We start from the raw sequence: 13,176 nt of genomic DNA, 5'->3' as shown, positions 1-13,176 counted from the left end.
AGACATCCATGGATATCGTGCGACGCCGCCTGAACGCGGCCGCGCTCGGCCTTGCCAGCATCGCCGTTGCGCCCCGGATTGCCCACGCGGAGGACAAATGGCCCTCCAAGCCCATCCGCATCATCGTGCCCTTCGCGGCCGGCGGCGCCAATGACCTGCTTGGCCGCGCCGCCGCGGAGGGAATCGCGCAATACCTCAAGGCCAGCGTGGTCGTCGAAAACAAGCCGGGCGCCGGCGCGGTGATCGGCACCGACTACGTGGCCCGCGCGGAGAACGACGGCTACACCTTCCTGATCAGCGGTGCCGGCGTGATCTCCAACAGCATGATCCGCAAGGTCCAGTACCAGGACAGCGACCTGGTGCCCGTTGCCATGATAGGCCTTGCGCCCTCCGTGATCATCGCGCCGGCGAGTTCGCCCTATACCAACCTGAGGGACTTTGTCGAAGCCTCCCGCAAGAGCCGTGGCGGCCTGCATTTTTCCACCGCCGGCACCGGCAGCACGCCGCATTTCGTCGAAGGCATCCTGACCACCGACTACGGCGCCAAGCTGGACCTGGTGCCGTACAAGAGCGGCTCCGAATCGGTATCCGCGGTCATTGGCGGCCAGGTCGATGCGACCTCCGAGGCCAGCATCGTCGTGCTGCCCATGGTGCGCGCCGGCAAGCTCAAGGCCCTGGCCTGCACCTGGTCCGAACGCATCCAGGCGTATCCAGAACTGAGCACCGCGGCCGAACAGGGTTTTCCGAAGATCAAGATCGCCCATTGGGCCGGCGTGCATGCGCCCAAGGGCACGCCCGATGCCATCCTGGACAAGATCGCGGCGGGAGTGGACCACGCCATGAAGGACCCCGCCAACGTCAAGCGCCTGACCGAGCTGGGCATCGAACCGGTGGGCGGCACGCGCGCCGACTTCGTCAAGTTCTGCGAAGAAGAGCGCGCCCGCCTGGGCGCGGTGGTCAAGGCGACAGGAATGCGACAGGATTCCTGAGCGTCGCCAGCGCGCGCGACGTCCGCGATCGGCAAGCCCTTGCCCCATGAACGGCAGGCGGGCGCGTGCGCGCCGGCGCGCGTGCCACGCGTCGCGTGGCGCGCGTCGGATCGGTTAAATTACGCGTCCCACCAAGCTATCCCAAATCTCCATAACTACTAGAAAAGTCCTACCCGGAGCACCCTTCATGAACTTCTCGCGTCGTCGATTCAACACGGCCGCATTCGGCATGGCCACCGTCGCCATTGCCCCCAAGATCGCTTTCGCGGATGACAACTGGCCCTCCAAGCCCATCCGCATCGTCGTGCCTTTCGCGCCGGGTGGCGCCAATGACCTGCTGGGCCGCGCCGCCGCCGAAGGCATCGCCAAGAACCTGAAGGCCAACGTGGTCGTCGAGAACAAGCCGGGCGCCGGCGCGGTGATCGGCACCGACTACGTGGCCCGCGCCGACAACGACGGCTACACCTTCCTGATCAGCGCCGCTGGCGTGATCTCCAACAGCATGATCCGCAAGGTCCAGTACAAGGACAGCGACCTGGTGCCGGTGGCCATGGTGGGCCTGGCGCCGTCCGTGGTCGTCGCGCCGGCCAACTCGCCTTACAACACGCTGAAAGATTTCGTCGAAGCCTCCAAGCAAGGACACGGCCTGCATTTCGCGACGGCCGGCACGGGCAGCACGCCGCACTTCGTCGAAGGCATCCTGACGACGACCTACGGCGCCAAGCTGGACCTGATTCCCTACAAGAGCGGTTCGGAATCGGTGTCCGCCGTCATCGGCAACCAGGTCGATGCGACCTCCGAAGCCAGCATCGTCGTGCTGCCGATGATCCGGTCGGGCAAACTCAAGGCCTTGGCTTGCACGTGGTCCGAGCGCATCAAGGCGTATCCGGAACTGAGCACCGCGGCCGAACAGGGCTTCCCGGAAATCAAGATCGCCCACTGGGCCGGCATCCACGCGCCCAAGGGCACGCCCGACGCCATCCTGGACAAGGTCGCCGGCGCGGTCGACGCGGCCATGAAGGATCCCGCCAACGTCAAGCGCTTCACCGAACTGGGCATCGAACCCATCGGCGGCACGCGCGCGGACTTCGTCAAGTTCTGCGACGAAGAGCGCGCCCGCCTGGGCGCCGTGGTCAAGGCCACCGGCATGCACCAGGACTGAACGCGCATTGCCGTTCGCGCATGAAAAGGCCCGGGCGTACCCGGGCCTTTTCATTTGCGCGATGCGCCGATCAATCGATCTTGATGTTCACGCCCTTGACGATGCCCGCCCACTTGCTCAGCTCGGCATCGATGAAGGCAGTCAGCTCGGCCGGCGTGCTGGCGCGCGGCGCGGCGCCCTCTGCCTGGAAGCGCTTGCGCAGTTCCGGCGACGCCATGGCCTGCCTGAGCGCGCCGTTCAGTTTATCCACGACGGCCTGCGGCGTGCCCTTGGGCGCCAGCAAGGCATTCCAGGTGTTGATCTCATAGCCCTGGAAACCCGGCGTCTCGGCCACCGTGGGCACATCGGGCAACTGCGGCGAGCGTTCCCGCGTCGTGACGGCCAGGGCGCGCAGCGTGCCGGCCTTGACCTGGGGCAGCGCCGCCGGCAGTGTCGCGAAACTGAACTGCGTCTCGCCCGACATGACCGACGTATTGGCCAGCGCGCCGCCACGATACGGCACGTGCACGATATTGACGTGTGCCGCCTGGGCGAACATGGCGCCGGCCAGGTGCACCGGCGAGCCGTTGCCGCTGGACGCATAGTTCATCTCGCCGCCCTTGGCCTTGCACAAGGCAGCCAGCTCCTGGACGTTGCCCGCGGGCAGCTTGGGATTGGCGATCAGCACCAGGGGAATCTCCGCCACCATGCCGACCGGCGCATAGCCCTTGGGGTCGTAGCCCAGCTTGTCCTTGTACAGGGCGGGATTGATGCCGTGGCTGGACACCGTCGCCATGAAAAGCGTGTAGCCGTCCGGCGCGGCTTGCTGCACATAGGTGGCCGCGATGTTGCCCGCCGCGCCCGGCTTGTTCTCCACGATGATGGACTGGTTCAGTACCCGTCCCAGCTGTTCGCCCAGGGCGCGCGCCAGGATGTCGGTGGTGCCGCCGGCCGCATAGCCGATGACGATCTTGATCGGCTGTTCCGGATAGGCCGCGTCCGCCGCCGGGGCGCCCGCCAGGACGCCGGCCGCCAGCACGCCGGCCGCCAGGGTGGCCGCCGCGAACTTGTTCATGATGTGTCTCCTCGTTCTGGTTGTTTTTTGTTCTCGCGACAGGCGTGCGAGGTCCTGCGGGGCATGGAAGCCCTGCATGGGTGCTGCGGTACGTCAGGTGTAGCGGCACCCGGCCCATGCCCGGCGCCAGGTGCGGGTACTCAGGTGCCGGTGAACGACGGCGCGCGCTTTTCCGCGAAGGCCTTGCGCCCTTCCCGGTAGTCATTGCTTTCGAAGCATTGCAGCACCAGGCGGCTCATCGCCTCCCGGTCGACTTCCGGCCCCAGCTGCTGCAATTGTCGGATCATCTTTTTGCCCGCCTTCAAGGTCAGCGGCGCATTGGCGGATATGCCGTCGACATAGTCCTGGACGGTGGCATCCAGTTCCGCGGCGGGCACCACCTTGTGCAACAGGCCGCGCCGATCGGCCTCCCGCGCGTCGAAGCGCGCCGCCGTCAGGAAGATTTCCAGCGCGCGCGCCGCGCCGACCACGGTGACCAGGTTGCGGATGGCGGTCATGCGGTAGCCCAGGCCAAGCTTGCCGGCCGGGATGGCGAAAGCACTATCGTCGGACGCGACACGCAGGTCGCAGCACAAGGCGATGTTCAGCCCGCCGCCGATGCAATAGCCCTTGATGCGGGCAAGCGTGGGCTTGTCGTAGTCGTACAGCGCCAGCTGCGCGGCTTCCGCGACTTTCTCGTAGGCCAGGACGGCTTCCTCGCCCGAGCGCATGTTGTCGAACTGCGAAATATTGGCGCCGCTGACAAAGGCACGGTCGCCCGCCCCCGTCAGCACCACCACGCGTATGGCCGGGTCTTCGGCCAGCGCGGCCAGCGCGACGGGAATCGCTTCCCACATCGCCACCGACACCGCATTGTGCCGGCCCGGGTCGTTGAAGGTGATCCAGCCCGCGCCGCCGCGCTTTTCCACCACGATGTTTTCGGTGATGCGGTCCTGCAGGATGCGTACGCTGCTCATTATCGTGTTCCCTTCAGCAGCGCCTGGCGCCGCTGCATGCCGTTGATCAGATGCAGGCGCATGGCCTGGCGCGCCGCCTCGCTGTCGCGGCCGGCGATGGCGTCGAAAATCCGGTGGTGCTCGCGCTCGATCTGCGCCACGCGGTCGGTGCCCGTGCTGCCATAGCGCAGCGTGCGCACCGCATCGCCGATGGCATGGCCGAAGTGCGCGAGCAGGCGCACGAAGTACGGGTTATTGGTGGCCCGGCCCACGGCCATATGGAAATCCAGCGCCGTGTCCGCGCCTTCGCGCCAATCGGCGCTGGAGGCATCGGCGATGATCAGCGCGGCGCGCAGTTGCTCCAGCTGCGCCTCGGTGCGCTGTTGCGCGGCCAGCGCGGCGGCGCCCGCTTCGATTTCCACGCGCAGCTGGTACACCTGTTCCAGGGCGTCCTCGCGCAGCAGGTCCTGCGGCAGGATTTCGAAATTGCGCTGCCCGGTTTCCGCGGCCACGAAGCTGCCGACCCCGCGGCGCGTCTCGATATAGCCGGACAGCTTCAGGCGCGCGATCGCCTCGCGCACCACATTGCGGCTCACGCCGAAGGACTGCGCCAGTTCCAGCTCCGTGGGCAGGCGCTGGCCCGGTTCGAAGGCCTGGCTCAGGATCTTCTGCCGGATCTGCTGCGCGATTTCGTCGGGCAGATTGTCCGGGCGGGCCAGGCTGCCGAACACCGTTTCAGGGGAGTTTTCGCTGCGGACCATGGGACGTTTGCGGCACGGTGGAAGAAAGGCGCGATGGTGTCATATCGCGCCCACGGCACGCAAACGGCCGCGCTGCGCGTCGTCCATGCCCAGCCAGGCAAGGATCTCGTCCGAATGGGCGCCGGTTTCCGGCGCCGGGCGCACCTCCGGCAGGTCGGTCCCGCCGAAGACCACCGGCTGCGCCATGATGGCGATGTCTCCCTTGGCCGGATGGCGGACGTGGCGCACCATGTTCAGGTGGCGTACCTGCTCGTTGTCGAAGGTGCCATCCATGGAAAGAATGGGGCCGCAAGGCACGCCCGCCGCATTCAGCCGCGCGATCCAGTCCGCACTGGTGCGCGTGCGCGTGCGGGCGATGATCTCGCGGTTCAGCGCCGCCCGGTTTTCCACGCGCAGGCCGGCCTCCACGAAGCGCGGATCATGGACCAGCGCCGGCAGGTCCAGGACTTCGCACAGCCGGGTGAACATGCTCGATCCCATGGCGGCGATGTTGATGTATCCGTCCGCCGTGGGATAGACACCCGTGGGCGCGCTGGTGGGATGATCGTTGCCCGACTGCGCCGGCACTTCGCCGTCGATCAGCCAGCGCGTGGCCTGGAAATCCATCATCCAGACCTGCGCCTGCAGCAGCGAGGTCTGCACCCAGCGCCCCTGGCCCGTTTCCTCGCGTTCCAGCAGCGCGATCATGATGCCGATCGCGGCGAACAAGCCGGCGCTCAGGTCGGCGATGGGTATGCCGGCGCGCATGGGACCGCGGTCGGCCTCTCCCGTCACGGACATCAAGCCGCCCAGTCCTTGCGCGATCTGGTCCAGCCCCGGGCGGTCCGCATAGGGACCGTCCTGGCCGAAACCCGAGATGCTCGCATACACCAGGCGGGGATTGATGGCACGCAGGGATTCGTAGTCGATGCCCAGCTTGGCCTTGACCGAGGGACGGTAGTTTTCGACCAGCACGTCCGCGCGCTTCACCAATTCCAGGAACACCGCCCTGCCCTCGGGGTGCTTGAGGTTCAGCGTCAGGCTGCGCTTGTTGCGATGCGTGTTCTGGTAATCGCTGAACTTGGCCGCGCCCCCCGGCTTGTCGTCCTTGACCTCGCTGGGCTCCTCGATCTTGATGACGTCGGCGCCCCAATCCGCGAACTGGCGCACGGCCGCCGGACCGGAGCGCACCCGGGACAGGTCCAGGACCACGAAACGTTTCAGCGGGGCAAAAGCCACGGATGTCTCCTTTGTCCGTGCCAGGCGGCAGGCGCGGCGCGGCCCTGGCTTGGCAATCATTTGTAGGATGTTGGACATCCTAACTTCGCCAGGCATGACCACGCCATGCAGGAAAACCCGTGGTCATCGGCACGCACGCTGCCCTGCCGGGGTCGGTCGAAAGGCGTCCACAGGCCAAACGAACTAAGGAAACATCCGTGGACGGCGCCCGTGCCTGTCCCACAGAATTAAACCGTTCAGGCCCCCTGCCCGATTGCGGCAGGGCCAGCGATCTCCATCGTCCCCGACGCGCTGACATCCGGCGCACCTCGATCAACCGGAAAGGGATGAGAACGGCGTCGGCGCGCTCCGGCTGCCACGTTTCCGGCACGCATCGTGTTTATGGAGGTTAGCCATGAAGACCATGACCCTGGCGGGCGCGCTGCTGGCGCTTGCGCTGGCGGGTTGCGCCATGCCGGACTCCGGTTCGCGCGGCGGAATGCCGCGCTCGGATAGCCAGACCGGCGCGGACCCGGCCAATTACCACGCGAGCCAGTTCGGCGAAATGGACAACCAGCCATTCGACGGCGCCTACAGCGCCGCGTGGTAGCGGCGGTTCCGGGCGTGCCCCGGCGCGATCGCATCGCGCCGAGGCACGCGCGATTTATTCGGTTTCCCTATTGAAAACCGCGCAAATATATATTTGACGCAGGTCGCCCCGGATCGCACCATAGGCCGTCCGGGTTCGCCCTCGCGGTCGCAGCCGTCGCATCCGGACACTCCCTACACGCTACAACAACGCACCTGCGCGCCGTCGTCTCGCCCGGCGCCCGACCGGGTGCGACACCACCGGATGAGTTGGCATGATCATCGATTGTCACGGACACTTCACCACCGCTCCCCCCGCCCTGGAAGCCTGGCGCAAGCGCCAGATCGCCGCGATCGCGGACGGCACGCCGGCGCCCCGGGCGGCGGAGCTCAACATCGGCGACGACGAGTTGCGCGAGGCGATCGAGCAGAACCAGCTGCGCATCATGAAAGAGCGCGGCCACGACATCACCGTTTTCAGCCCGCGCGCCAGCTTCATGGCGCATCACATCGGCGATTTCCAGGTCTCGTCCACATGGGCCGCGATCTGCAACGAGATGTGCTTCCGCGTCGCGTCCCTGTTCCCGGATCATTTCGTCCCGGCGGCCATGCTGCCGCAAAGTCCCGGCGTGGACGTGGCCACCTGCCTGCCCGAACTGAAGCGCTGCGTCGAGGAATACGGCAACGTCGCCGTGAACCTGAATCCCGATCCTTCCGGCGGCCACTGGACCAGCCCGCCCCTGCACGACCGCTATTGGTATCCGCTGTACGAGAAACTGGTCGAGTACGACGTGCCGGCGATGATCCACGTCAGCCAGAGCTGCAATGCCTGTTTCCATACGACCGGCGCGCACTACCTCAACGCGGATACGACGGCCTTCATGCAATGCCTGGAATCCGATCTGTTCAAGGACTTTCCGGCGCTGAAGTTCATCATCCCGCATGGCGGCGGCGCGGTCCCCTATCACTGGGGACGCTTCCGCGGCCTGGCGCAGGCGCTGAAGAAGCCCTTGTTGCAGGACCACCTGCTGAACAACATCTTCTTCGACACCTGCGTCTATCACCAGCCGGGTATCGACTTGCTGACCCGCGTGATCCCGGTGGACAACATCCTGTTCGCCAGCGAAATGATAGGCGCCGTGCGCGGCATCGATCCCGAAACCGGACACCATTTCGACGACACGCGCCGCTATGTCGCCGCCGCGGACATCACGCCCGAGGCCCGCCACAAGATCTTCGAAGGCAATGCCCGCCGCGTGTATACCCGCCTGGATGCGCGCTTGAAGGCAAGCGGGCGCTGATCGCGGCATGGCCGGCGCGTAACGCGCACGCACCGTGCCGCACCGCGCGGCGCGCGTGCCCATGGAAAAACCCCACACCGCCTTTCAACGCGTCACCACGCGGGCCATGCGAATGCGGTACGCTTGCGAGTTCACTTTGCGTAAAGGAGACGCCTTATGGCCCAAGCTACCGCCCGCCACATCCTGGTTCCCACGGAACAGCAGTGCAATGAACTGAAGGCCGCCATCGAAGGCGGCGCCGATTTCGCCCAGCTCGCGCGCGAGCACTCCCAGTGCCCCTCCGGCCGCGACGGCGGCAACCTGGGCACCTTCGGCCCCGGCCAGATGGTCCGCGAATTCGACGAAGTCGTTTTCAGCGCACCGGTCAACGCCGTGCAGGGTCCCGTCAAGACGCAGTTCGGCTATCACCTGGTGGAAGTCACCGACCGCCGCTGAGCACCCCTTGCTTCCCCGCGCGGATCGCCGCGGGGAAGCGCTTTCGAAGGCATACGGCACCGGCGTCCAGTCCGGGCGCCCGCCTTATCTCGGCACCCATTTGTTTTTCCGCAGCACGTAGACCACCGGGTTGCCGGGCACGATCTTGACATTGGTGGTGTCGAAGGAATACCAGTCGTTGACTTCCTGGCCGCTCCACGGCACCCAATTGCAGGACTCCTGCTTGGAGCCGCAATAGGCTTTCGGCAGCAAGCGGATCTTGTGGCCCAGCTCGTCCGAGGCAACATACTCCAGCCGCCCCTTGGCGCCGGAAACGCTGACGTCCTTTTCCTTGTAGGTCAGGACCAATGCCTGCTCGAAACTCGAGAAAATCCCGTCCGAGATTTTCGTGGCGTATTTCCAGACGATATTCAAGGATCTGGCCGAACACCCCGGGGAAATCTTGATGGCGTAACTCTTCGCCTTGTCGCCGGTCGCGCCGGGGTCCACGGTAAAGGATCGCAAGCCAGGGTCCGTCACGCAGCCCCCGAAGCTGTCGACCTGGATCTGGTAGGGAAACGGAGCCGGATTCTCCCAGGTCACCTTGCCTTCCGAGCTGCTGCCCGCGGCATGCGCGGCGGGCAAGGTCCAGATTGCGCAAGCGGCTGCCACCCATCGCGCGACGCACGAGTTCGTTTGCTGTTTCACCGTATTCTCCCGTCGACGGGCGAGAATGCCCATGCGCCGCAACGGCGCGCATCCAAGCGCTTTCGCGCTCTGCCTGGCGGCCATCTTATGGGCTTAATCGGCGAAGCACGGTGGCCCCTGCCATAACATCGTGTGTCCAGACGTCAACGCGGCGCCGGCCTCAAATTCCCAGATGAGGTCCGGGAGACTCGATACGCCGTTCCGGACGCGCCGCGGGAGCGGGATCGGGCGTGGCACGATGCGTCACGCTGTAGACGATGAACGTATCCAGGTAAGGCTGCGGAAGCGTCATGCCCGTGCGCAGCAGCTTGACCCCCATGGTGCACGCTTCATACGTGGAGATCTTCGTGCCGCGTTGAAGCAGCCGCATGATCGATTCTCCGTCCTCGAAGGGCATCGCGCGCAAGGCCGCGACCGTCGCCTCCCGGTAGGCGGAGGTGGATACCGTGCGTGGCGTTCCGCTATGCGCGGCTTCCGCCTGAAGCGCGCGGATACGTACCGCGTTCTGGCGCTTGAACGGTTCGACGCCGATGTATTGGATCAGCTCCGTGTCGCCCAGCGTGCTGCCGCGCTCGTGGTTTTCGCAGAAACCCGGCAGGTTGCCGATCTTCATCTGGAACTCCGCGGCGGCCTTGATATCGGACATGTCCAGGCGCGCGTAGCCCGCGTTCGCCATGCGGTCGGCCTCTTGCATGATGCCGGCGAAGGACGCGCCCTGCTGGATCCTGGCCTGCAGGACCGGCACCGCCTTGACGGCGTTCATCCAGTCCGCCTGCAATTGCCGGGAGGCCTGTATCGCATCGGCGCGGGGAACCAAGGGGGGACCCGGCGGCAGGATGGGGCGCGGCGCCGGGGAGCCCGGCCGCGCCGCGCTTGGCGGCGGCGGTGGCGGACTCGGGGAAACGCTGTCCCCCGACGGCGGTACCGGAAGGGCGGGCGAAGACCCGGTCCCCGTGCCGGCGCCCGAGGCAGGGCCAGCGGACACGGTTCTTGCCGGTATGCCGTGCGCGGCTCCCGGCGCCTGTCCCACACAGCCTGCCAGGGGCAGGGCCAATACCATCGATACCGCGCCTGCGGTCTGCCAGGAATTCATCGCTTTTGCTGTCTCGTTATTGGCCCGGGGGTCGGGGGGTCGTTACGATGCCTGCCAAATGGTACATTATGTAACTTACGTCCTGCTAAAAGCCTCGCCGGCGCGACGCGTCGTCGCCGCAACGCGCGGTGCGGGCGGGCGTCGCCGGCACGTCCTTTCAACGTAAAATCCTGCTCGCGCCGCAACTCGCCGGCGCGGTGCCCTCAGGTCCCGGATGCACGTCGATATCCTCACTCTGTACTTCCTTGCAATCGGGACGCTGCTCGCCAGTGCCGGGATGACGTTCTGGGAGCATCGAAGCAATCCCCGGCGCAGCCATTCCCTGCGCATCCTGGCCGCCGGCTACGCCATGCTCGCGGTCGGTTGCGCCACCGTGCTGGTCCGGGGCAGCCTTCCCGGCATATGGGGCCCTGCCGCCAGCAATCTCGGCATTCTCGCCGGCTATCTGCTTATCCTTGCAGGCGTCGCGTCCTTGAACGGGCGCGGCTACGGCGCCTTTTCCGCCGCGCTCCTCATGGGCATGGCGCTGGCCTGGATCGCCGGCGGCGTGGCCTCGCAAGCCGTCATGTGGAATTACCTGAGCGCACTCCCCATCGCCGCCGTCAGCGGCATGACGGCATGGGAAATGTGGCGATGCGACGCCATGCGGTCGCTGCAGTCGCGGCGGCTGGTCGTGGCCGTCACCGGCATCCACGCCGCGCTCTACGCCGGCAGGGCCTTCTTCCTGCCATGGCTGGTGCAGGCCTACGGCCCGGGAATGCAGGCCCTGGCCAGCCAGGTCACCATGTACGAGGGTGTGCTCTATTCGGTGGTGCTGCCCATGACGCTGCTCAAGCTCATCCGCGAGGAAGCCCATGGACAGCTGCTGCGCGAGTCCCAGACGGACTACCTGACGCGCCTGGGCAATCGCCGGTGGTTTTTCGAGGAAGGCGGCCGTCTCATGGACGGTGGCGCGCGGCACGGGCCGGTGGCCATCCTGGCCTTCGACCTGGATCACTTCAAGGCGATCAACGATCTGTACGGCCACCAGACGGGTGACGAAGTGCTGAAGTCCTTCGCGGACATCGCCCGGGGCGTGATCGGGCCCGAGTGCATTCTCTCGCGCATCGGCGGGGAAGAGTTTGCCGCCCTGCTCACCGGCAAGGAAGCGCGCCGCGCGCGCGCCTTGGGCGAGACCATCGCGCAACGTTTCGCACGCACGGTCTCCGACCGCGCCGACAGCCTCGGGGTACCCGCGACCGTCAGCATCGGCCTGGCGCAATTCGACGATGTCCTGCCCGAGCTCGCCGACGGCCTTGCCGCGGCGGACCGCGCCTTGTACCGCGCGAAATCGCTGGGCGGCAATCGCCTGGAACTGGCGGAAACGCCGTCCATCCCGCCGGCTTTCCAGGGCCGGCCGGCGCGGCGGGACCGGGTGGAGTACTAGGCGCTTCCGTGGGAATGCGGGCCACCGCGCCCGACTGCAAAGCGCCACGCGACGTGTCACGCGATGTGCGCGCGATATGTCGCGCGATATGTCACGCGATGCGCCACGGGCCCTGCCAGGCGATGCGCCAGGCGCGGTGCCGGCGGAACGGTCCTTGCTGTGGGAACGGACCCACACAGGAGGCTCCATGGACGATACGACGCAATCTCTCCCGAAGCCCGCCGCCCAGGGCGGCCTTGCCAATGGCCTTGGATGGTTCAGCATCGCGCTGGGGATCACCGAACTCGCCATGCCCCGCACGATCGCGCGCCTATGCGGCATCAAGCAGCGGCCCGCGATGGTGCGGCTTTATGGGCTGCGCGAAATCGCCACCGGTCTCGGTATCCTGCGCTCGGCCAACGCTGCGCCCTGGCTATGGGCGCGCGTGGGCGGCGATATGCTGGACATGGCCACGGTGACCACCGAACGCTCGCGCCGCGCATCGCTGGTACGCACCGGCGCCACACTGGCCAATCTGGCGGCCGTGGCCGCCGTGGACGTCTACGCCGCCAACGGCTATCGGCGGCCGCCCCCGCGGCGCGGCATCGATTACCCGGACTACACCGACCGCAGCGGATTTCCCCGGCCCGCGGCCGAAATGCGCGGCGCCGCGTAGCAACGCCCGGGCGCCCGCCACGCGGACGAGGCCGTCGACGCGGCCCGGCGGCGGCCGATGCCATGGACCGGGACGGTACCCGGAGCGCGCGCGGGAAGACGCCCTGGCGCGGTAGACTCACGCCTGGCCTGGCGGCCCCCTGCCGCCGGCCGCGGGGCGTACGCCGGTACGCGCCGCGGTTCACCATGGAAAACGCGGTCCGGCAGCCGGGCAAAACAGGACAATGACAGACCAGACGCAGTTCCTGCTGTTTCTCATCGGCGTCGCGACCGTTCTGGCCGTGCCGGGTCCCACCAACACGCTGCTCGCGTCGGCCGGGGTCGCGCAAGGCTTGCGGCGGTCACTGAAGCTGCCCGTCGCGGAAGCTGCCGGCTACATCGTCAACATCACCGTCTGGGGCAGCTTCCTGAACCAGGCCAGCCATGCCCTGCCCTGGCTGCCGCCCGTGGTGCGCATCCTTTGCGGGATCTATATCGCCTACCTGGCCGTCAGGATGTGGCGGGCGGCCGCCGCGCTTGCCAGGCAGGAAGCCACGGCAACGCTAGGCATGCGCGACCTTTTCGTGGCGACACTGCTCAATCCCAAGGGCATCCTGTTCGGCGGCACCATCTTTCCCGGGGCGGCTTTCGTATCGCTGCCGACGTATCTGCAAAGCATGGGCATTTTCGTACTGCTGGTCCTGCCCATCGGCTCGGTATGGATAGCCTTCGGGGCGCAGTTGGCCAGCGGCCGGATCCCGTGGCTGCGGCCCCTGCACGTGCAGCGGGCCGCCTCCGTGATGCTGGGGGCGTTTTCGCTATCGCTGGCGTGGACGGCCGTCCACTGGCCGGGCTAGAGCGATCGAGATGGCGCCGGGCCGGCCGCGGTTCCGCAGTGACGATGACGCGACCGGC

At 66.9% G+C, this 13,176-nt stretch carries 14 protein-coding genes; 8 read left to right on the top strand and 6 right to left on the bottom strand.

Translation table 11 applies throughout. The features are described from left to right. The first annotated feature begins 8 nt into the window (after positions 1–8). Positions 9–989: a Bug family tripartite tricarboxylate transporter substrate binding protein gene (locus BAU06_RS12655; RefSeq protein ID WP_066349641.1), complete on the top strand. Its 981-nt coding sequence runs from the start codon at positions 9–11 to the stop codon at positions 987–989. Positions 990–1,176: 187 nt separating this feature from the next. Further along, positions 1,177–2,151: a Bug family tripartite tricarboxylate transporter substrate binding protein gene (locus tag BAU06_RS12650; RefSeq protein ID WP_066349637.1), complete on the top strand. Its 975-nt coding sequence runs from the start codon at positions 1,177–1,179 to the stop codon at positions 2,149–2,151. Positions 2,152–2,221: 70 nt separating this feature from the next. Here BAU06_RS12650 and BAU06_RS12645 read toward each other — a convergent pair whose 3' ends face one another. The 4 genes from BAU06_RS12645 to BAU06_RS12630 all read right to left on the bottom strand — a co-directional run bounded on the left by BAU06_RS12645 (position 2,222) and on the right by BAU06_RS12630 (position 6,119). Further along, positions 2,222–3,205 carry a Bug family tripartite tricarboxylate transporter substrate binding protein gene (locus BAU06_RS12645; protein ID WP_082993653.1) on the bottom strand — a complete coding sequence of 328 codons (984 nt, stop codon included), beginning with the start codon at positions 3,203–3,205 and terminating at the stop codon, positions 2,222–2,224. Positions 3,206–3,345: 140 nt separating this feature from the next. Beyond that, entirely contained in the window at positions 3,346–4,161 is an 816-nt protein-coding gene (locus tag BAU06_RS12640; protein WP_066349635.1) for an enoyl-CoA hydratase, read from the bottom strand. Further along, a complete protein-coding gene (locus BAU06_RS12635; protein ID WP_066349629.1) occupies positions 4,161–4,901 on the bottom strand; it encodes a FadR/GntR family transcriptional regulator in 741 nt (246 codons plus the stop codon). The genes BAU06_RS12640 and BAU06_RS12635 overlap by 1 nt, the downstream gene beginning before the upstream one ends. 39 nt (positions 4,902–4,940) lie before the next feature. Then, positions 4,941–6,119 carry a CaiB/BaiF CoA transferase family protein gene (locus tag BAU06_RS12630; protein ID WP_066349626.1) on the bottom strand — a complete coding sequence of 393 codons (1,179 nt, stop codon included), beginning with the start codon at positions 6,117–6,119 and terminating at the stop codon, positions 4,941–4,943. Between the two features lie 394 nt (positions 6,120–6,513). Here BAU06_RS12630 and BAU06_RS12625 point away from each other — a divergent pair, with 394 nt between their 5' ends. The 3 genes from BAU06_RS12625 to BAU06_RS12615 all read left to right on the top strand — a co-directional run bounded on the left by BAU06_RS12625 (position 6,514) and on the right by BAU06_RS12615 (position 8,422). Then, a complete protein-coding gene (locus tag BAU06_RS12625) occupies positions 6,514–6,708 on the top strand; it encodes a hypothetical protein (protein WP_066349622.1) in 195 nt (64 codons plus the stop codon). 253 nt (positions 6,709–6,961) lie between these two features. Beyond that, positions 6,962–7,987: an amidohydrolase family protein gene (locus tag BAU06_RS12620; protein WP_066349620.1), complete on the top strand. Its 1,026-nt coding sequence runs from the start codon at positions 6,962–6,964 to the stop codon at positions 7,985–7,987. Between the two features lie 156 nt (positions 7,988–8,143). Beyond that, entirely contained in the window at positions 8,144–8,422 is a 279-nt protein-coding gene (locus tag BAU06_RS12615; protein WP_066349617.1) for a peptidylprolyl isomerase, read from the top strand. Positions 8,423–8,506: 84 nt separating this feature from the next. Here the strand turns inward: BAU06_RS12615 and BAU06_RS12610 are convergent, their stop codons facing one another. Further along, positions 8,507–9,109: a hypothetical protein gene (locus tag BAU06_RS12610; protein ID WP_156770219.1), complete on the bottom strand. Its 603-nt coding sequence runs from the start codon at positions 9,107–9,109 to the stop codon at positions 8,507–8,509. 160 nt (positions 9,110–9,269) lie between these two features. Continuing rightward, positions 9,270–9,872, bottom strand: coding sequence for a hypothetical protein (locus BAU06_RS12605; RefSeq protein WP_066349601.1), 603 nt, complete (start codon positions 9,870–9,872; stop codon positions 9,270–9,272). 544 nt (positions 9,873–10,416) lie between these two features. Between BAU06_RS12605 and BAU06_RS12600 the strand changes: the two genes are divergently transcribed. From BAU06_RS12600 to BAU06_RS12590, 3 genes are all read left to right on the top strand, one after another. Continuing rightward, a complete protein-coding gene (locus BAU06_RS12600) occupies positions 10,417–11,628 on the top strand; it encodes a GGDEF domain-containing protein (protein ID WP_066349599.1) in 1,212 nt (403 codons plus the stop codon). Positions 11,629–11,815: 187 nt separating this feature from the next. After that, positions 11,816–12,283: a hypothetical protein gene (locus BAU06_RS12595; RefSeq protein ID WP_066349593.1), complete on the top strand. Its 468-nt coding sequence runs from the start codon at positions 11,816–11,818 to the stop codon at positions 12,281–12,283. A 223-nt stretch (positions 12,284–12,506) separates the two neighbouring features. Then, positions 12,507–13,118, top strand: a complete 612-nt coding sequence (locus BAU06_RS12590; protein ID WP_066349592.1) for a LysE family translocator — start codon at positions 12,507–12,509, stop codon at positions 13,116–13,118. Positions 13,119–13,176: the final 58 nt, after the last annotated feature.

Source organism: Bordetella bronchialis (assembly GCF_001676705.1).
GTDB lineage: Bacteria > Pseudomonadota > Gammaproteobacteria > Burkholderiales > Burkholderiaceae_B > Bordetella_C > Bordetella_C bronchialis.
The sequence above is the reverse complement of the archived record's forward strand: the minus strand, read 5'-3'. Positions and strand labels throughout refer to the sequence as shown.